The organism is Micromonospora sp. DT41 (genome assembly GCF_049841715.1).
Lineage (GTDB): Bacteria > Actinomycetota > Actinomycetes > Mycobacteriales > Micromonosporaceae > Micromonospora > Micromonospora profundi.
Genome location: NZ_JBNCKU010000005.1, coordinates 267,768 through 284,778, shown reverse-complemented (window position 1 = coordinate 284,778; position 17,011 = coordinate 267,768). Strand labels below are relative to the sequence as shown.

Genomic DNA, 17,011 nt, shown 5'->3' with positions numbered 1-17,011 from the left:
GGGAATGCCGTGCTACTCTTTCGTCCGCCACGAACGGTAACCGGTCGTGGCGAGCACCCGGAACAGCCTAGTATCTCCGGGGTCCTGTTGGAGACAGCGGGCTCAGGGCGGCTAGAGTGGTCCGGGTTGTGCCACGGGGATGTGGCGGAATGGCAGACGCGCACGGTTCAGGTCCGTGTGCCCGAAAGGGCGTGGGGGTTCAACTCCCCCCATCCCCACCAGAGACGAGGGCTCCGCGGAATGCGGGGCCCTTCCGTCGTATCGGGGCGTGCCGGACATCACGCTATGCTCCGATGGATTCTGCCTCCGATGGACCAGGAGTGGCGTGTGACTGTCGCGTTGGTGACCGGCTCGGGTGGTCTGATCGGCTCCGAGGCGGTCCGGCACTTCGCCGGTCTCGGCCTGGACGTCGTCGGCATCGACAACGACATGCGCCGGTACTTCTTCGGCGAGGACGGCTCCACCTCGTGGAGCCTGGAGCGGCTGAGCCGGGACCTGGGTGACTCGTACACCCACTTCGCCGTGGACATCCGGGACCGCGACGGCCTCGAGCAGGTCTTCAAGAAGTACGGCCCGGACATCGCCGTGGTGATCCACAGCGCGGCGCAGCCGAGTCACGACTGGGCGGCCAAGGAGCCGTACACGGACTTCGACGTGAACGCCGGCGGCACGCTCAACATGCTGGAGAACACCCGGCGGCATGCGATCGACGCGCCGTTCATCCACTGCTCGACGAACAAGGTCTACGGCGACCGGCCCAACAGCCTTCCGCTTGTCGAGCTGGACACCCGGTACGAGTTGCCCGAGGACCACCGCTGGTACGAGGGCATCACCGAGGACATGTCGATCGACCACTCGTTGCACTCGGTCTTCGGCGCCTCGAAGGTCGCCGCGGACGTGATGGTTCAGGAGTACGGCCGCTACTTCGACATGAAGACCGCCTGTTTCCGGGGCGGCACGCTCACCGGCCCGGCGCACTCGGCAGCCGAACTGCACGGGTTCCTGGCGTACCTGATGCGCTGCGTCATGGAGGGCCGGACGTACAACCTGTTCGGCTACAAGGGCAAGATGGTCCGCGACGCGATCCACTCGCACGACGTGTTGACAGCGTTCGAGGCGTTCTTCCGGGCGCCCCGCTCGGCCGAGGTCTACAACCTGGGCGGCGGCCGGCACTCCAACACGTCCCACATCGAGGCGTTCCGCATCGCCGAGGAGATCACCGGCCGCGAGGCGCGGATCAACTACGTCGAGCAGGCCCGCACCGGCGACCACCAGTGGTACGTCAGCAGCATGGGACGCTTCGAGGAGCACTACCCGGACTGGAAGATCACGTACGACGTGCCGATGATCCTGCGGGAGATCTACGAGGCCAACGTGGACAAGTGGGTGCCGCAGTCATGACCGCACAGACCAAGCGCAACGTGCTCGGCGTCCTGGTCGACGCCACCGACTACACCTCGGCCACCGACGCGGTGGTGACCGCGGCGCACGAGCGGCGCCCGTTCGCGCTCACCGCGCTGGCCGTGCACGGCGTGATGACCGGCGTGCTGGACCCGCCGCACAACGCGCGGCTCAACTCCTTCGACATGGTCACCCCGGATGGGCAGCCGGTGCGCTGGGCGCTCAACCTGCTGCACAACGCCGGGCTCACCGACCGGGTCTACGGGCCGACGCTCACCCTGCACGTGCTCTCCCGCTTCGCCGACGAGGGACTGCCGGTCTACCTGTACGGCTCGACCGAGGAGACGCTTGCCAAGCTGATCCCCGCGTTGGAGCGGATGTTCCCGGCGCTGAAGATCGCCGGCGTGGAGCCGTCGAAGTTCCGTGCCGTCCAGCCGGGCGAGGACGCCGAGATCGCCGACCGCATCCGGTCCAGCGGTGCCCGGCTCGTCCTGGTCGGGCTCGGCTGCCCGCGCCAGGAGGTCTTCGCGTACGCCATGCGTCCGCTGCTCGACATGCCGCTGATGGCGGTCGGCGCGGCCTTCGACTACCACGCAGGGCTGCTGCGCCAGCCTCCGCCGTGGATGCAGCGTGCCGGCCTGGAGTGGTTCTGGCGGCTCGGTCTGGAGCCGAAGCGCCTCTGGAAGCGTTACGTGATCCTCAACCCCGCCTACCTGGCCCGGCTCGCCGGGCAGAAGACCGGCCTGTGGAAGGCCCGCCCGCCGGCCCCGGCCACCGAGCGACCGGCGACCTTCGCGGTCTGACGGCTTCCCGATTTCGCGTACGGCGCGAGGCCCCACCCGAGCGGGTGGGGCCTCGTGTCGTTAGGGGACCGGTCAGACGGTCAGGGTCCAGCTGTTGATGTAGCCGGTGTCGGCCGAGTACACGTCACGAACCTGGAGCCGCCACGTGCCGTCGGCGGCCTCGCTGGACAGGTTGACCGTGTACGTGGTGTTCACGTTGTCGGCGCTGTCCGAGCCCGAGTTCTTCAACCGGTACGAGCTACCGTCCGGGGCGAGCAGGTCGATGACCAGGTCACCGCGGTACGTGTGCACGATGTTGACCGCCACGGTGGAGGCCGACGAGGCGCTACGGCCGCATCCGGAGATGGTGATCGCGCTGGTGACGGCCGACCCGGCGTCCGGGATCGTCACGTCGGTGGCGTTGGTGCCGGTGCAGCCGGTGGGCGGGGGCGGAGTGGTGCCGCCGCTGCCGACGTAGAGCAGCAGGTTCGGCGAGCCGCTGCCGGGACTGGTGACCACGTTGGGGGTGGCGTTGGCGACCAGTTGGTCCCGGACCTGCTGCGGCGTCCAGCTCGGGTTGGCGCTGGCCACCAGGGCAGCCGCGCCCACGACGTGCGGCGTGGCCATCGAGGTGCCGCTGATCGTGTTCGTCGCGGTGTTGCTTGTGTGCCAGGCCGACGTGATCGACGACCCGGGCGCGAAGATGTCCAGGCAGGTGCCGATGTTGGAGAACGACGAACGCGCGTCGGTGTTCGTCGTCGAGCCCACGGTGATGGCCTCGGCGGTGCGGGCCGGCGAGGTGTTGCAGGCGTTCGCGCCGCTGTCGTTGCCTGCCGCGAGGCCGTACGTCACACCCGACGCGATCGAGTTGCGAACCGCGGTGTCCAGGGAGCTGTTAGCGCCACCGCCGAGGCTCATGTTCGCCACGGCCGGCTTGATCGCGTTCTGGGTGACCCAGTCGACGCCGGCGATCACACCGGCGTTGGTGCCACTGCCGGAGCAGTTCAGCACCCGTACGCCGACGAGTTGAACGCCCTTCGCGACGCCGTACGCGGAACCGCCGACGGTGCCGGCGACGTGCGTGCCGTGCCCGTTGCAGTCGTCGGCCGCTCCGCCGTCGACAGCGTCGAAGCCGGAGGTGGCCCGGCCGCCGAAGTCGCTGTGGGCGAAGCGGATGCCGGTGTCGATGATGTAGGCGTGCACGTTGCTCGCCGTGTTCGGGTAGGTGTAGGAGCTGTCCAGCGGCCGGTTGCGCTGATCGATCCGGTCGAGACCCCAGGAGGGCGGGTTGGCCTGCGTTCCGGAGATCGACACGGTGTGGTTCTGCTCGACGTACGCCACATCCGGGTCGGCGGCGATCCGGGCCGCCGCCTTCGCGCTGACGGTGACCTCGAAGCCACGCAGCGCCGTACCGTAGGTGCGGGCGATCGACCCTCCGTGCCTGCCGGTCAGCCGCTTCGCGGCGTCGCCGACCCGGCTGCGGGTGACGGCGCTGTCCTTGAGGACGACGATGTAGCTGTCCTGCACGGCGGTGGCTCCGCCGGCCTCCCGGACCACGCCGACGGGCTCGGCGGCCAGGGCGGGGGTACCGACGGCCAGCACTGTCGCCGTCGCCACCCCGACCAGTACGGACCTGCGTGGAAGACCCATTTCCCTACCTCCCTCCGACCGGCGGCGAAACGCGGCCGCCGATCAACTCGATCGACACTTGCCGATCTAGCCGAGGGTAGATCGGCACGGTCGGCCAAAGAAACATGTCGAAACGTCCATCACCTTGATGGGATGACCCCCTACGGGGCAGGCTTCCGGGGCGAACCGGGGACCGGCCCGGATTCGCCGAGCGTCGAATCGGGAAAGACTCTCCGACATGGAAAGTCAGCTCGCCATCCTGTTGCCGGTAGCCGCCGTCTGGCTGGCCGCCGGGGTCCTGGCCGACCGACTGCCCCGGCTGCGCGACGCGAGCGCTCTGCGACGGCGTACCGGATTGTTGCTGGCACTGGCACTGACCGGCGTGACGCTCGTCGCGGTGGTGGCCGTCGGCGGGCTGTTCAGCGCCGGCACCGCGCCTGTCGACCGGGCCGCCGCCGCCCTCGCCCTCGCCACCGGGCCGGCGCTCGTGGTGGCAATCTGCTCCCTGCGGCGGATCCGCCGCCTCCGGGCCGGGGCCGGGGCGTTCGATACGGCACCCGGCACGCCCGCCCCGCACGGGCTGCGCGCCGCCGCAGCGCACCCGCTCGTCGGGTTGCCGTTGCAGGTGACCGCCCTTGCGACAATGCCCGCGGTGATCGCGGCGGCCGGCGCGGACCTCGGCGCGGAGCCCGGCGTCGCCGGGCCGGCGATCACCGTCGGCGCACTCGCGGTGGCCGCCATCGGCGTCCGGCACGCGCTCCGGCACAACCGGCTCGCCGAGCGGACCCAGCAGACCGCGCCACGCTCAGCGCGGGCGACCGGACCCCTGCACGTATAGCAACTCCAGGATCGCCCGGGTCGCCTCGAACCAGCGGTCCAGCCAACCCGGCGGCGGCACGCTGCCCTTCGGGGGCAACTCCATAAGCAGGCCACGCAGCAGCGGGTGGTCGGCCAGCGACGCGGTGGGCTCCACCGGCCAGCCGGTCGGCGGGAACGACGGCTCGACAAGCGGGTTCGGGTCCAGCGAGGGCAGCGAGAGCGGCGCATCGCCCGCCTCGGAGTCCGTCGACTCCCGGCCGTTCAACTCCTGCTCGGTCGAGACCACCTCGGTCAGTACGGTGTCCCGACGTGCCCCGCGGTACTTGCCACCGAACCGCTCCGGCTTGCCCGGACCGTTGGTGAGGTTGTCTGAACCGATCGTCGTCATCCGTCTCGCCTACCTCGTTCGGGTGCGGTCGGTGCGGCGGGTCGTGATCCAGCCGCCGTACCGACCGGTTCAACGAGGCGGACCCGCTGTGGCGACGGGAATCCCGGCGGAACCTCACCCGCACCTGTCGATCCGGCGGCCGGACAGCCCGCAACCGGGGACGCGGAAGGTCCCCGCCCGGCCGGGGCCGGACGGGGACCTCAGCTGACCTCCGGGTCAGGACGCGCTCAACACACCACCCCTGGCGCCGGCGACGAAGGCGTGCCAGTCACCGGGAGCGAAGACCAGAGCCGGACCGGCCTTGTCCTTCGAGTCCCGAACTCCGACAGCCCCGGTCACGTACGCCACCTCCACGCAGTTGTCACAGTTCGGCCCGCTCTTCGAGCTCTTGAACCACGTTGCCTGCGTCAGGTCCACGGGGAACCCCTTGGTCGCCATCTCGGCTCCTCTGCCAGTTTTGCGATGTGTGCGACGGACTCCTCCGGACGAATGGCCGCAGCACGGATGTGATCGAAGATGAAGCTGTACTTCTGCAGTTCGTCGCTCTTCTCGAGGAAGAGCCCACCCGTGGCGTTCTCCGCGTACACCACATCCGGATCACCGGGCTCGGGGAAGCTGAGGATCGTGAAGGTCCCGTCCATGCCTGCGTGCGCTCCCACCTCGAAGGGCAGGATCTGCAGCGTCACGTTCGGCAACTCGGCCACTTCGACCAACCGCCTGAGCTGGCCACGCATCACCTCGTCCCCGCCCACCGGCCTGCTTACCACCGCCTCATCGAGCACCACCCACAGATCGACCGGATCGTCCTGGGTCAATAACGACTGGCGGCCGAGACGGACACGCACCCGCTGGTGCACCTGGTCGGCGGTGAAGTCCGGGCGGGCGGCGCGGATCATGGCACCGGCGTACTCCTCGGTCTCCAGCAGACCGGGGACCACCTGCTGCTCGTACGCCCGGATCGAACTCGCGGCGGCCTCCAGCCCGACGTACGCCCCGACGAGCACCGTGCTGTACGGGTGCCACCACCCCTTCTGGCGTGCCTCCCGGGCGATCTGCACGAGTTCGTCGCTCTCGGCGCCCACCACGCCGTAGATCCGCAGCATGTCCCGCACGTCGCGCGGCGTGGCAGTGGTGTGCCCGGTCTCGATCCGGGAGACCTTGGACGCCGAGCACTCCAACTGCTCGGCAACGACCTCGATGGTGATGCCTGCCGACTCCCGCTGCCGGCGCAACTCCGCACCGAGCCTCCGCCGCCTGATGGTCGGGCTGCGCCGCTCACTCATCGCGCGACCTCTGCGTCCGAGGCTTCCGCTGGTTGCTCGACCCCACTCGGGCTACCTCCGGTCGACGCGCCACTGGCTGCCGCCCGCCGGAGGCGCGACCGTCGACCGGCGGGCGTTCGCGGCGAGGGGTGTGGTGCCCGGCATCGGACGGCCGCGACGGCGAAACCGGCCCCTAGTGTGACGCCAGCACGCGTACGCCTTCAAGCAGCGATTTGCGTGTCGGACTCACGTATTGGCAAAAGTCGACGTGCAACTTGCATGAAGCACGTCACTGATGCACTCTGTCCGTATGGCACGGATCACTCAGCGTTCCGATCCGCTCTCCGGGTGTGGTGACCCGGGGCGTTGCTCGGGGCACGGGCCCGGCCAGCGACACACAGATCTGCCCCGGGGGTAAAGACCCCACCGCTGCAAGCCAGCCGGCTGTGGCGGTGGGCGCGGTTCCCGGAGGCGGTCAGGTGATGGTCGGGTGGCGGCACGCCACCAGCGGGTACGGCCCGACCACCGCCACCTCGCTCCACCGGCCCACGAGGCGCGACCCCGTCACCGGGCCATGACGTCCCCGAAAGTCACCGCCGGCGCCTCGCCGGCCGACCCTCCCAGGAGCCCATGTGCTTCCCCGCTCCGGTGACGTACTGCATGTGACTCGCGCAGCGAGTGTCCAGTTCCTCAGGCCCATCATGTTCCGGGTGATCAGGGTGCTGGAGTGGCCGACCTACGACGGCTGGCTCTGGCTCGACGGCTACGAACTCAACACCGCTGGCGACGCTGTCAACCGACGGTCGATCTTCGTCCAGCGGGAAGGGCTGCACCAGGTGCAGGCCGCACCGCAGCCCCGCCCGCACACCGTACGGGCCCGGCGGTCGGTCGCCCGCACCCCGGTTGCAGTTGGCTGACCAGCCCGATCCGCCGCCGGTGGGCGTGCCGTCGCCATAGAATTGGTACGCCCACCCCGGCACCGTTCCACCGCACGTCCAGGACCCTGAGCCTGGGATGGTTCATGGTCAATCAGCCCGCCATGCGGCGGCACCACCGCTCCCGTATCACCATTGCTCTCGGACTTCTCGCCCTGCTCGGGGCCGTGACCATCCTCGTGGTCCTGGCCCGCGACCCGGCGCTGTCGTCCACACGTCTGGTCACTCCGGTGCCGGCTCCCGAGATCACCGTGGTGGACTCCGACCCGGCTGACGACACGGCCGGCTGGATCGGCGCCGAGCCACCGGAGGGACAGCCCGAAACGACCGGCCCGGCCGCCGGCGTCGGTGCCGGCGGTCAGTCCGACAGCCAGCAGGAAACCACCGACGCGGCTCCGGCCCGGCACAACGCGACGGACGTCCGCCGCTCACTGTTCTGGTCCGGCCTCTTCGGCCTCACCATCTCGCTGGCCGGGCTCGGTCTGGTCGGCACCCGCCGCCGGATGTGGTGAGCGCCGGTCACGGCGTGCTCGTCGGGCTCGGGCTGGCTGAGCCGGTGCCCGTCGACGGCCGGCCCTGCGAGATCACCAGCAGCACCTCCTCGTCGGTCGACACGGACGTGCCCGCCTCCGGCTCGGTGTTCACCACAGTCCCCGGCGGCAACTCCGACGCCCGGTACACCACCCGGTAGGCCAGGCCGAGCCGGTCCAGCAGCCCTTCGGCAGTGGCCTGGGTCAGACCGGTCAGCGGCGGCACCGGCACCTGCTCCGGCGGGGCGCTCGTCGGTGGGCTGCTCGGCGTCGCGCTTGTGGGCGCCGCCGAGGTGGGCGCGGCGCTGGTCGGCGCTGCCGAGGTGGCACTTGCCGACGGCAGCGACGGAGTCGGCCCGGGATTGTCGGGGTCGTCGTCCCGCGCGTCGAGCAGGACCCACACCGCCGCGCCGAGCAGGCCGGCGAGAAGCAGGGCGAGCACACCCCAGAGGATCGGCAGCCACCAGCGCCGGCCGCCCTGCTCTTCGACGTACCAGTCTCCGGTGGGTTCTGCCGGTCGGGGCGCATGCACCTCGGCGCGCCCGGACCACGGCGGCGTCGCCGACCGCTCGACAGGCATCCGCGCCGTCCGGTCGTCCGGCGGCCCCGCCCTGTCGATCGGCATCGTCTCGTCCGGCGACCCGGAACGCCCGGCGGCCGAGGTCCTGTCGATCGGCATGGTCTGGTCCGGCGACGCGTCGGGCTCCGGGGGCGGTAGGGCGTGCGTCCGGTCGTCGTCGGGCTCCCCGGTGGGCGGCTCCTGGCGGTCGTCGCTCATCGCACGTCCTTTCCCGAACCGGGCGGGCGGCACGGCCCTCGACCGCCAACCTAACCGCCCAGGTCGACCTGGGCCGGGATCAGCGACGCGAACCGCGTGCCGCAGGACGGTCGGCCGCACTCGCCCGACCGAGCGGTACGCCGGTGGACCGGCCGGGTCAGGGGGTGGGTTTCGTCGTCGGCTGGTCCGGCGCTGCAGCCCCGCACCAGATGCTCACCTCGTCGTTCCAGCGGGCCGGGCCGTCCTCGGCCGGGTCCTGCCGGCTGACCTCTCCGCTGCGCCCACTGCGGTAGCGCGGGTAGAGGCCCGCGTCGACCAGGTCGTCGGCCGCCTCGGCACACTCGTCGCCGACCACGTCGGGCACCTCGGCTGCCGGTGCCGGCCCGGTCACCTGAAGTTGCACGGTTGTGCCCCGGGTCACCTGGGTGCCCACTGCCGGCGAGGTGCTCTCGACGGTGCGGCCGCTGCCGGTGCCGAAGACGAGTCTCCAGCCCAGCCGCTGCTTGCGCAGCGTCTCGCGCGCCTGCTCGAAGTCGGTGCCGATCACCGGTGGCACGGTCAGTCCCGTCCCCTTGGTGGTGGCGGACGTCCGGGGTGCGGCGGGAGTGGTCCGGCCGGTGGCCGGTCGCGACGCGGTGGCCCGGTCCGTCGGCGTGGCGGTCGGGCTCGCCGCCGCCTGACGATCAGCCTGGGACGCGTCGCCCTCGCCGGCCAGCAGCCAACCGCCTGTCGCACCGACAGCCACGAGGAGTACGGCGACAAGCCCGCCGCCGAGCAGCACGCTGGCCCGGCCACCACCGCCGCCGCCCCGGCTTCCGGTGGAATCCTGCCGACCCGTGTCCGCGTCCGTCATACCGCCCACCGCCTCATCACCGGCGACCGTACCGTCTGCCGCCCAACCGTTGTGCCGACAGTACAAACCGGCGGGTCGCTGCGACTCGCCGCGTCGACGACGGGACGTTACGCTGCCCGGCATGGCCAGACGGGGCTGGGGAGTATCGATAGTGACCGCGGTCGGGGTCGCTGCCGGCGCGGGCGCGGCGCAGTTGGGCTTCGGCTACGGACTGGGCGTCATCACCTGGACACCCACCGACGCCGGAGCCAACGACACGGCGTGGGCGGACGGTCTCGCCTGGGCAAGTTGGCTCGCCGCCAGCTCGACGGTGCTCGGTGCGGTCTGCGCGCAGCGGCTGCACCACCGCTCCGAGCCCGCGCCGGCGACAAGCGTCGAGCCGACCCCCACTGCCGAGCCTGACCGTGCGGAGTCGACGGCGGTCGAGGTGGGCCGGACGACACCGGTCGAGGGCACCGACAAGGCCCAGGACCCACCGAGCACGAGGGCAGGCCGGTCGAAGCGGGAGTCCGCCCCGCGGCCCGGCGAACGGGACGGCCTGCTCCGCAGCCTGGCCTTGGCGCTGGCCGCCGGGCTGGGTGGGCTGGTCACCGTTCTACTGGTCGCCGTGCCGGCCCGGGTCGCGGTTGGCGCCGACACCAGCGTGCCGCAGCGGGTGGCCGCCCTGCACGCGACGCTGGGCATCCTGATCGGCGTCCTCGTCGCCCTGTGGGCGCTGCGCTCGCGTACCGCAGCCCTGAACGTCACCGCCACGGCCGCCTGGCTCTGGCTGCTCGCGGTGGTCTCGGTGGTCGACGGGGTACGCGTCGGACGCGGGCTGACCGGCGCCCAACTCGGCACCTGGCAGCTGGATCCGGACCACGCGCGGTACTGGATCGGAGGGCAGCTCTACTGGCCCGGCGCGCTGCTGGCGCTCGTTCCCGCGCTGTTGATCGGTGCGCTCGCCGCCCGCCGTGCCGCACGTGAAGGTGGGCATCGGGTCGGCGCGGCGGCCTCCGGCGCGGCCGGCCCGCTGCTCGTGGCGCTCGCCTACCTGACCACGGTGCCGCGCTGGGCGACGCTGGGCCCGGCGCAGTTCTCCACGCAGCTCATCGCCCCCTACGCGGTGATCGCCGGCATCGGCGGTTCGGTGCTGGTCGCCGTCCTCGCCGAGCGCGCCGACCGGCGTCGGGCCGCCAGCCGGGAGACGACCGCAGCGGAACCGGTGGACCCGGCAGCCGATGCCGGCCCGCCCCCGGCCAGCGGCACGGCTGCGGGTGCCGACGCTCGATCGACGTCGACCGTCGGGACGCTTCCGGTCGAGCCGTCGGGTGGGGTCCCCGCCGCGCACGACACCACCGCCTCCACCTCGCCGACGAGTCGGGCGACGCGATCCCGGAGTCGGGACAGCGCAGTGCCCCGGCCACGCGACGCCGAGGCATCCCCGACCAGGGGCAGCGCGGTTCCTCCGCGCCGCGAGGACGTACCCAAGGTGCCGGCGCCGCGCACGGACCCGGACCTTTCCGATCCGGCCGACGCCACCGGCGGCGAGCCGGCCGAGAGCCCCGCCCCGAGTGGCCGGCGTCGCCGGCCGACCCGCCCCGGCACCGACTGACCCGGCCAGCGGTGGGCGGCCTTCTCCTGGTGCGCGTGCACGACGACCGGACGGGGGTCGGGTCAGTCGACAGGCCAGGTGTGGACCGGCTCGTTGCTGCGCTGGAGTTCGGCGTAGCGCTGGACCATGTGGTGCAGCGCCGCTGTCCGGTCCATCCCCCGGCGTCGCTCCGCCGCCCAGACCGCCTCGGTCTGCCACACGGCACCGTTGCGGCCGGTCCGGCAGCGCTGCTCGATGATGCCGAGCAGCCGGTCCCGCAGCGCCGGGTCGACACCGAACCCGTCCAGGCCGGTGGCCGCGGTGGGCAGCAACTGGTCCAGCACCAGCTTGGTGACAGGTACGTCGCCGAGGCGGGGCCAGTGCAGCACCGCGTCCAGGCCGCGCCGGGCCGCCGCGTGGAAGTTCTCCTCGGCGGAGCTGAACGTGAGCTGACTCCAGATCGGCCGGTCCGACTCGGCCAGGCCGCGGGCCAGCCCGAAGTAGAAGGCCGCGTTGGCCAACATGTCGACAATCGTCGGGCCGGCCGGCAGCACCCGGTTCTCCACCCGCAGGTGTGGGCGGCCGTTCATGATGTCGTAGATCGGGCGGTTCCACCGGTAGACAGTGCCGTTGTGCAGCCGCAGCTCACCCAGCTCGGGCACCCCACCTGCGTGCAGCACCTCCACCGGGTCCTCGTCCTCACAGATCGGCAGCAGTGGCGGGAAGTAGCGGACGTTCTCCTCGAAGAGGTCGAAGATCGAGGTGATCCACCGCTCGCCGAACCACACCCGGGGACGTACGCCCTGTGCCTTCAGCTCGTCCGGACGGGTGTCGGTTGCCTGTTTGAACAGGGCGATCCGGGTTTCGGCCCAAAGCTGGCGGCCGTACAGGAACGGCGAGTTGGCGCCGACTGCCACCTGCACCCCGGCGATGGCCTGGGACGCGTTCCAGTAGTCGGCGAAGCTGTCCGGCGCGACCTGGAGGTGGAACTGGAGACTGGTGCAGGCCGCCTCGGGGGCGATCGAGTCGGTGTGCGTCTGCAACTGCTCGACGCCACGGATGTCGAGCTCGATGGCCTCACCCCGGGCACCGACGATCTGGTCGTTGAGCACCCGGTAGCGCTCGTTTGTGGACAGGTTGTCCTCCACCAGGTGGCCCTCGGTGAGAGTGGGCAGGATGCCGACCAGGACGATCTTCGCGTCGGACTTGGCGGCCCTTTCGTCGGCTCGGGAGAGGCTGCTGCGCAGGTCGTGTTCGTAGTCGGCGAAGCCGTTGCCCTCGATCAGCCGGGGTTCGGCGTTGAGTTCCAGGTTGAACTGCCCCAGCTCGGTCTGGAAGAGCGGATCGGCGATGTCGGCGAGGATCTCCTCGTTACGCATCGCCGGCTCGGCCGCCGAGTCGACCAGGTTGAGCTCGATCTCCAGGCCGGTCATCGGCCGGTCGGCGTCGAACCCGAAGTCGTCGAGCATCAGGGCGAAGACGTCCAGACATCGCCGGACCTTCTGCCGGTAGCGGACGCGGTCCTCCCGGGTGAAGGCGCCCTGCGAGACGTCCCTGCCCATTGTGTCCTCCCGACGCCGGCGCGGTCGGGATCCTGCCGTCCCGGAAAGCGCATTGTGAACCACCACGTTAGGAGCGCTCGCCTGGCCAGGGCCAGGGGCCTACGGCGGTGATCCGACGCCGACCGGAGCGAGCACGCTCGTGGAGCCCTCTGTACCCCGCCGACGACCTGTTCCACCTGCTGACGATGCGAACAGTTCGTGACAATTCACACGAACCTGAGACGACGCCGGGCCCACGCCGACGTACGGCGTGGGCCCGGCGTACCGGTGATCGGAGGGGATCAGGCCTGGCGGATGGCCTCGCCCTCGATCTCGATCTTGATCTTCCTGCCGACCAGCACGCCGCCGGTCTCCAGGGCGACGTTCCAGGTCAGGCCGAACTCCTCGCGGTCGATCTCGGTGCTCGCGGAGAAGCCGAAGATGTCCTGCCCGAACGGGCTGCGGCCGACGCCCTCGAACTCCACCTCAAGCTCGACCGGACGCGTGACGTCCTTGATGGTCAACTCACCGTTGAGGACGAACTCGTTGCCACGGCGGGACTTGACGCCGGTGCTGCGGAACTCCAGGGTCGGGTACTTCTCGACCTCCAGGAACTCGGGGCTGCGCAGGTGCGCGTCCCGGTCGGCCTGGGTGGTGTCGATGCTGGCACCCTGGATGGTAGCGACGACCGAGGACTGCAACGGGTCCTCGGCGACGGTGATGGTGGCGGTTGCCTCGTTGAACTCACCGCGGACCTTGCTCACCATCATGTGCCGGACGACGAAGCCGACCCGCTTGTGCGCCGCGTCCAGCACGTAGGTGCCGGGCGCCGGGATGGTAAGGCCGTCCCAGTCGCGGGTAACCGCATCGGTGCTGCTGGTCATGCTGGAGCCTCCAGGAAGAATTCGTTCAGTAGCCTAATGGCTGCTTGAGCAACTATATCTCTAACAATATTCCCCCTGTCAAGAACTGGTAGGATGAGCGAGTGACAAACGTGTTCGACGATCCTCGGATCACCGCCGTCGGCCTGCTCTACGAGGCGCATGCTGGGCTGTCGGCCCGGTTCTCCGCCCAACTGGAAGAGCACGGCCTGTCCGCTGTCGAGTTCGAGGTGATCACCCGACTGGCCCGCTCGCCGGGCAACCAACTACGGATGACCGACCTGGCCGCCCAGACCTCCCTGTCCACGAGCGGGGTGACCCGGGTGGTGGACCGGATGGAACGCGACGGGTTGCTCACCCGCCGTGCCTGCCCCAACGACCGCCGCAGCTCGTACGCGGTGGTCACCGCGGCCGGCATGCAGCGGCTCGACGAGACGATGCCCGGGCACCTGCTGATCATCGAGCAGTGGTTCACGGGTCAACTCGACCCCGACGCCCTGGCGGCACTGCTCGACGGCCTGCGCCGGGTACGGGACGCCGTACATCCTGGTGCCACCGCCGGCAGTGACGACGTCACGCCGGGGCACGAGCTTGTCGACATCGAGGAGCCCGACGCAACAGCCTGACCCGCCAGCCACTCCCGCCCAGTGAACCGCGCGGGAGTGGCGCCGACACCACCGGCAGAAAGACCGGCAGAACTGGCTTTACCACCGGACAAACCTCGTGAAGAGCATCTTTACGCCCAGGTGACGGTGGCAGGCTGACAGACACCGGGGATTCACCGGGGGGTGACGGCGCGGGCGGACAGCGAGGGGTAGCACCAAGGGGGCTTTTCGCCCGCGCCACTCCCGCCCGACGCGTCCCGCCGGTTATTGACCCGACGGCCCACTCCGGCCGGCCGTCAGCGCGTAGAGCAAGCCCGACTCCTGCGGCAACAACCGGATGCCGCTCTCCGCACAGACCCGGTCGAGACGATCGAGAACGGCCGGGTCCGCCGTACTCGCGGCAAGTCCCACCAGCGCCTCCACGACGTCCCGCCGATCGTGACCGGCCTCGACTGCGGCGGCGAACCACTCGGCCGCCAACTCCCGGTCACCCCGATGCAGGGCCAGATTGCCCTCGATCAACGCGCAGATGCCCGCCTCCGGCCCACCCCACGACAGCACTGCGTCCTCCGAACGTGGTCGCGGCGGCCCGGCCCGCTGCCCCCACCGTCGACCAGGTGCGGCAAGCATCGCCTCGGAGACCCCGGTACGCAGCTCGGCGAGCACCTCGGCCGCCTCAACGGCACGCCCGTCCTGAGCGAGCGCCAGCCCGACAGTCCCCAGCACACGACGACGCTGGCCCGGGTCACCCAACTCGAACAGCGCCGCCACCGCCCGCCGACCCTGGTCCACGGCATCCGCGTACCGACCCTCGAGGCGGGCGACCTCGGCCCGGTTGGCCCAGGCCAGCACCCGCAACCGTGGCTCACCGCCCTCGGCCGCGAGCCGGACCACAGCGGCCAGCCGACGGTGCGCCGCAGCCAGATCACCGATGCGGATCTCATGCCAGGCAAGGCTGTTCTGCGCCACCGCCATGTCCCGGGTACGCCCGTTGCGCGCGGCCAGCCGGAGCAGCGATTCCGCCTGCTCGCGGGCCTCGTCGTGCGCGCCGACGCTGGTCAGCAGCGCGCCCAGCACACTGCGTGCCTCCAGCTCGCCGGTCACGTCGCCCGCCTGCCGGAACAGGTCCAGAGCGGTCCGCGCCGTGGGCAACTCGTCGGCCTCCGCGCCATGCTCGGCAGCCAGCCGCGCCACCCCGAGACTCGCCCAACCGCGCAGGATCGGGTCCGCGTCGACAGTCCGCGGGTCGGCCAGCAGACGCCGCAGCCACTGCCGGCCGGCCACGTCTCGCCCCCGGAACCGCCACCAGCGGGTCAGGCAGGCCGCCAGTCGCAGCGCGGTCAGCGGATCGTCGGTGGCCGCGTGCGTCAGCGCCGAGCTGATGTCGCTTGCCGCCTCGTCCAGCCGGTGCACCGCGTCGAGCAGCCGGGGGCCGGCCAGGTCCCCGGCGGTGCGTGCCACCAGGCGGGCGATCACCTCCGCGTGCCGGCGCCGGAGGCAGGCCAACTCGCCAGCGCCGACCGCCTGCTCGACAGCGAACTCACGGACGGCGTCGAGCAGGCGAAACCGGAACGGGCCGATGCCCCGTACGCTCAACAGGCCGAGCTCGGCGAGCCGGTCCAGCAAAGGAACCGGGTCGATCGCCACAGTTCCTTCCTTGTCGGCCGCGTCGGCAAGCATCTCCTCGGCCAGCTCCACCGACCACCGGTTGCCGAACATGGCGAGCCGCCGCAACGCGTCCCGCTCATCGGGCGCGAGCAGCCGGTAACTGCTCGCCACGGCATCCCGCAGGGTGACCGCCACAGGCGTGCGGGTGGCATCGGTGCCGTACGCGCGGTTGGTGGTCGACTCGGGGGCGTCCCAAGCTGGGTGGGCAGCCGGATCGGCGGGGGTGGTCAGGTCGAGCACCCGGTCGCCGTACCGGTCGAGAAGCTCGGTGAGGTCGAGCAGCCGGCCCCGGGCGGCCATCAGCTCGATGGCAAGCGGCAGTCCACCCAGTCGGCGAACCAGCGCGGCCAACGCCGGCAACTCCTCGGGTGTGGGCGGCTCCCGGCGGACCTGGGCGAGCCGGGCGATGAACAACGCGACAGCAGGCCAGGAACCGAGCGTGGCCGGGCCGGAGTGTTGGGCGTCAGGCGGTGGCACCTCGAGCGGGGCCACCGGCCAGACCCGTTCGCCGGGCAGACCGACAGGGTGTCTCCCGGTGACGAGCACCCGCAGCGACGGCACCACTGTGGTCAGCCGGTGCAGCGTCTCGGCGACCGGGCCGGGGGCTCGCTCCACCGCGTCCATCACAAGCAGTGCCGGCCGGCCGGACAATCGGGCGGCAAGCTCCGGCAGTCGGGCCTCGCCCAGCACTGTCATCGTGCCGGCGAGCACGTCCGGCCCGTCCGAACCCTCCCCGACCAGCACACCGGCGACGCCGGCCGGGTACGCGCGGGCTGCCGCGTGGGCCACGGCCAGGGCGAGCGCGGTCTTGCCGACGCCCGCGAGCCCGACCAGGCTCACCAGTCGGGGGCCGCGCTCGGCGATGAGCATCTCGGCCACTTCACTGACGTCGCGGTCGCGGCCGATCAGGGCGACCGGAGGCGGGAGGGCTGCCGGTGCGGCGGACCGGACGGGTTCTCCTGTCGCTTCCGTGTCGCCGTCCGGCTGCGGAGGTTCACCAGCAGCGGCGCCCCGGGCCGCGCTCAGGAATGCCGCCCGGGTGGCTCCGGTCAGCTCCAACGCTGCGGCGAGCAGCTCGATTGTGGTGCGCTGCGGCCGGACCGACCGACCGCGTTCCAGGTCGCGTACCGTCCGCACGCCCACCCCGGCTCGGGATGCCAGCTCCGCCTGGGTCAGTTCGGCAGCACGCCGGTGCGTGCGGAGCAGCTCCGGCAGCCGGGTACGACCAGCCGGGCTCCGCGACCAGTCCGGATCCGGAGTCATGGGCACGAAGAGTACGGTTCGACGCCGACTGATGGCAGTCGACCGTCTGGCTCCCGACGCCCGCTCGCCGATACCCGACAGCCGAACGGGCAACTCGGCCTGG

16 protein-coding genes and 1 tRNA gene are annotated in these 17,011 nt (G+C 71.2%); 8 read left to right on the top strand and 9 right to left on the bottom strand.

The window, feature by feature from the left end; all coding sequences use genetic code 11:
• Window positions 1-135 precede the first annotated feature (135 nt).
• From ACLQ23_RS12110 to ACLQ23_RS12100, 3 genes are all read left to right on the top strand, one after another.
• Window positions 136-221: transfer RNA gene (locus ACLQ23_RS12110), tRNA-Leu, on the top strand.
• A 64-nt stretch (window positions 222-285) separates the two neighbouring features.
• A complete protein-coding gene (locus ACLQ23_RS12105; RefSeq protein WP_355587617.1) occupies window positions 286-1,401 on the top strand; it encodes an NAD-dependent epimerase/dehydratase family protein in 1,116 nt (371 codons plus the stop codon).
• The gene (locus ACLQ23_RS12100) at window positions 1,398-2,204 is read left to right on the top strand and encodes a WecB/TagA/CpsF family glycosyltransferase (RefSeq protein ID WP_355587614.1); all 807 of its coding nucleotides are present in this window, start codon (window positions 1,398-1,400) and stop codon (window positions 2,202-2,204) included. The genes ACLQ23_RS12105 and ACLQ23_RS12100 overlap by 4 nt, the downstream gene beginning before the upstream one ends.
• 72 nt (window positions 2,205-2,276) lie before the next feature.
• On the opposite strand, the gene ACLQ23_RS12095 is transcribed toward ACLQ23_RS12100, so the two are convergent.
• A complete protein-coding gene (locus ACLQ23_RS12095; RefSeq protein WP_355587612.1) occupies window positions 2,277-3,833 on the bottom strand; it encodes a S8 family peptidase in 1,557 nt (518 codons plus the stop codon).
• A 217-nt stretch (window positions 3,834-4,050) separates the two neighbouring features.
• On the opposite strand from ACLQ23_RS12095, the gene ACLQ23_RS12090 reads away from it, so the two are divergent.
• Window positions 4,051-4,650: a hypothetical protein gene (locus tag ACLQ23_RS12090; protein WP_425880645.1), complete on the top strand. Its 600-nt coding sequence runs from the start codon at window positions 4,051-4,053 to the stop codon at window positions 4,648-4,650.
• Here ACLQ23_RS12090 and ACLQ23_RS12085 read toward each other — a convergent pair.
• From ACLQ23_RS12085 to ACLQ23_RS12075, 3 genes are all read right to left on the bottom strand, one after another.
• Window positions 4,618-5,019, bottom strand: coding sequence for a hypothetical protein (locus ACLQ23_RS12085; RefSeq protein WP_053651789.1), 402 nt, complete (start codon window positions 5,017-5,019; stop codon window positions 4,618-4,620). The genes ACLQ23_RS12090 and ACLQ23_RS12085 overlap by 33 nt on opposite strands.
• Before the next feature lie 216 nt (window positions 5,020-5,235).
• Window positions 5,236-5,457 (bottom strand): DUF397 domain-containing protein, encoded by a 222-nt coding sequence (locus ACLQ23_RS12080; protein ID WP_053651787.1) that lies wholly within the window; start codon window positions 5,455-5,457, stop codon window positions 5,236-5,238.
• Entirely contained in the window at window positions 5,427-6,302 is an 876-nt protein-coding gene (locus ACLQ23_RS12075) for a helix-turn-helix domain-containing protein (protein WP_053651784.1), read from the bottom strand. The genes ACLQ23_RS12080 and ACLQ23_RS12075 overlap by 31 nt, the downstream gene beginning before the upstream one ends.
• A 611-nt stretch (window positions 6,303-6,913) precedes the next feature.
• Between ACLQ23_RS12075 and ACLQ23_RS12070 the strand changes: the two genes are divergently transcribed.
• Together ACLQ23_RS12070 and ACLQ23_RS12065 are read left to right on the top strand one after the other, a co-directional pair.
• Window positions 6,914-7,198 carry a hypothetical protein gene (locus ACLQ23_RS12070; protein WP_355587604.1) on the top strand — a complete coding sequence of 95 codons (285 nt, stop codon included), beginning with the start codon at window positions 6,914-6,916 and terminating at the stop codon, window positions 7,196-7,198.
• Between the two features lie 104 nt (window positions 7,199-7,302).
• A complete protein-coding gene (locus ACLQ23_RS12065) occupies window positions 7,303-7,728 on the top strand; it encodes a hypothetical protein (protein WP_355587602.1) in 426 nt (141 codons plus the stop codon).
• Window positions 7,729-7,735: 7 nt separating this feature from the next.
• On the opposite strand, the gene ACLQ23_RS12060 is transcribed toward ACLQ23_RS12065, so the two are convergent.
• A complete protein-coding gene (locus ACLQ23_RS12060) occupies window positions 7,736-8,524 on the bottom strand; it encodes a PASTA domain-containing protein (protein ID WP_355587600.1) in 789 nt (262 codons plus the stop codon).
• Between the two features lie 157 nt (window positions 8,525-8,681).
• Window positions 8,682-9,377 (bottom strand): PASTA domain-containing protein, encoded by a 696-nt coding sequence (locus tag ACLQ23_RS12055; RefSeq protein WP_355587597.1) that lies wholly within the window; start codon window positions 9,375-9,377, stop codon window positions 8,682-8,684.
• Window positions 9,378-9,498: 121 nt separating this feature from the next.
• Here ACLQ23_RS12055 and ACLQ23_RS12050 point away from each other — a divergent pair, with 121 nt between their 5' ends.
• On the top strand, window positions 9,499-10,971 hold the full coding sequence (locus ACLQ23_RS12050; RefSeq protein ID WP_355628567.1) for a hypothetical protein: 1,473 nt from the start codon (window positions 9,499-9,501) through the stop codon (window positions 10,969-10,971).
• Between the two features lie 62 nt (window positions 10,972-11,033).
• Here the strand turns inward: ACLQ23_RS12050 and ACLQ23_RS12045 are convergent, their stop codons facing one another.
• Window positions 11,034-12,512, bottom strand: a complete 1,479-nt coding sequence (locus tag ACLQ23_RS12045; RefSeq protein WP_355587592.1) for a glutamate--cysteine ligase — start codon at window positions 12,510-12,512, stop codon at window positions 11,034-11,036.
• A gap of 281 nt (window positions 12,513-12,793) precedes the next feature.
• A complete protein-coding gene (locus ACLQ23_RS12040; protein ID WP_355628570.1) occupies window positions 12,794-13,375 on the bottom strand; it encodes a YceI family protein in 582 nt (193 codons plus the stop codon).
• A gap of 101 nt (window positions 13,376-13,476) precedes the next feature.
• Between ACLQ23_RS12040 and ACLQ23_RS12035 the strand changes: the two genes are divergently transcribed.
• The gene (locus tag ACLQ23_RS12035; protein ID WP_355587588.1) at window positions 13,477-13,998 is read left to right on the top strand and encodes a MarR family winged helix-turn-helix transcriptional regulator; all 522 of its coding nucleotides are present in this window, start codon (window positions 13,477-13,479) and stop codon (window positions 13,996-13,998) included.
• Between the two features lie 243 nt (window positions 13,999-14,241).
• On the opposite strand, the gene ACLQ23_RS12030 is transcribed toward ACLQ23_RS12035, so the two are convergent.
• Window positions 14,242-16,908: an ATP-binding protein gene (locus ACLQ23_RS12030; RefSeq protein WP_425880644.1), complete on the bottom strand. Its 2,667-nt coding sequence runs from the start codon at window positions 16,906-16,908 to the stop codon at window positions 14,242-14,244.
• Window positions 16,909-17,011 lie beyond the last annotated feature (103 nt).

Bases quoted from the DNA above. Each gene is read 5' to 3' on its own strand.
- ACLQ23_RS12105 (WP_355587617.1), top strand. From the start codon at position 286: ATGCTCCGATGGATTCTGCCTCCGATGGACCAGGAGTGGCGTGTGACT.
- ACLQ23_RS12065 (WP_355587602.1), top strand. From the start codon at position 7,303: ATGGTCAATCAGCCCGCCATGCGGCGGCACCACCGCTCCCGTATCACC.
- ACLQ23_RS12040 (WP_355628570.1), bottom strand. From the start codon at position 13,375: ATGACCAGCAGCACCGATGCGGTTACCCGCGACTGGGACGGCCTTACC.
- ACLQ23_RS12075 (WP_053651784.1), bottom strand. From the start codon at position 6,302: ATGAGTGAGCGGCGCAGCCCGACCATCAGGCGGCGGAGGCTCGGTGCG.
- ACLQ23_RS12095 (WP_355587612.1), bottom strand. From the start codon at position 3,833: ATGGGTCTTCCACGCAGGTCCGTACTGGTCGGGGTGGCGACGGCGACA.
- ACLQ23_RS12030 (WP_425880644.1), bottom strand. From the start codon at position 16,908: ATGACTCCGGATCCGGACTGGTCGCGGAGCCCGGCTGGTCGTACCCGG.
- ACLQ23_RS12050 (WP_355628567.1), top strand. From the start codon at position 9,499: ATGGCCAGACGGGGCTGGGGAGTATCGATAGTGACCGCGGTCGGGGTC.
- ACLQ23_RS12055 (WP_355587597.1), bottom strand. From the start codon at position 9,377: ATGACGGACGCGGACACGGGTCGGCAGGATTCCACCGGAAGCCGGGGC.
- ACLQ23_RS12090 (WP_425880645.1), top strand. From the start codon at position 4,051: ATGGAAAGTCAGCTCGCCATCCTGTTGCCGGTAGCCGCCGTCTGGCTG.
- ACLQ23_RS12085 (WP_053651789.1), bottom strand. From the start codon at position 5,019: ATGACGACGATCGGTTCAGACAACCTCACCAACGGTCCGGGCAAGCCG.
- ACLQ23_RS12080 (WP_053651787.1), bottom strand. From the start codon at position 5,457: ATGGCGACCAAGGGGTTCCCCGTGGACCTGACGCAGGCAACGTGGTTC.
- ACLQ23_RS12045 (WP_355587592.1), bottom strand. From the start codon at position 12,512: ATGGGCAGGGACGTCTCGCAGGGCGCCTTCACCCGGGAGGACCGCGTC.
- ACLQ23_RS12060 (WP_355587600.1), bottom strand. From the start codon at position 8,524: ATGAGCGACGACCGCCAGGAGCCGCCCACCGGGGAGCCCGACGACGAC.
- ACLQ23_RS12100 (WP_355587614.1), top strand. From the start codon at position 1,398: ATGACCGCACAGACCAAGCGCAACGTGCTCGGCGTCCTGGTCGACGCC.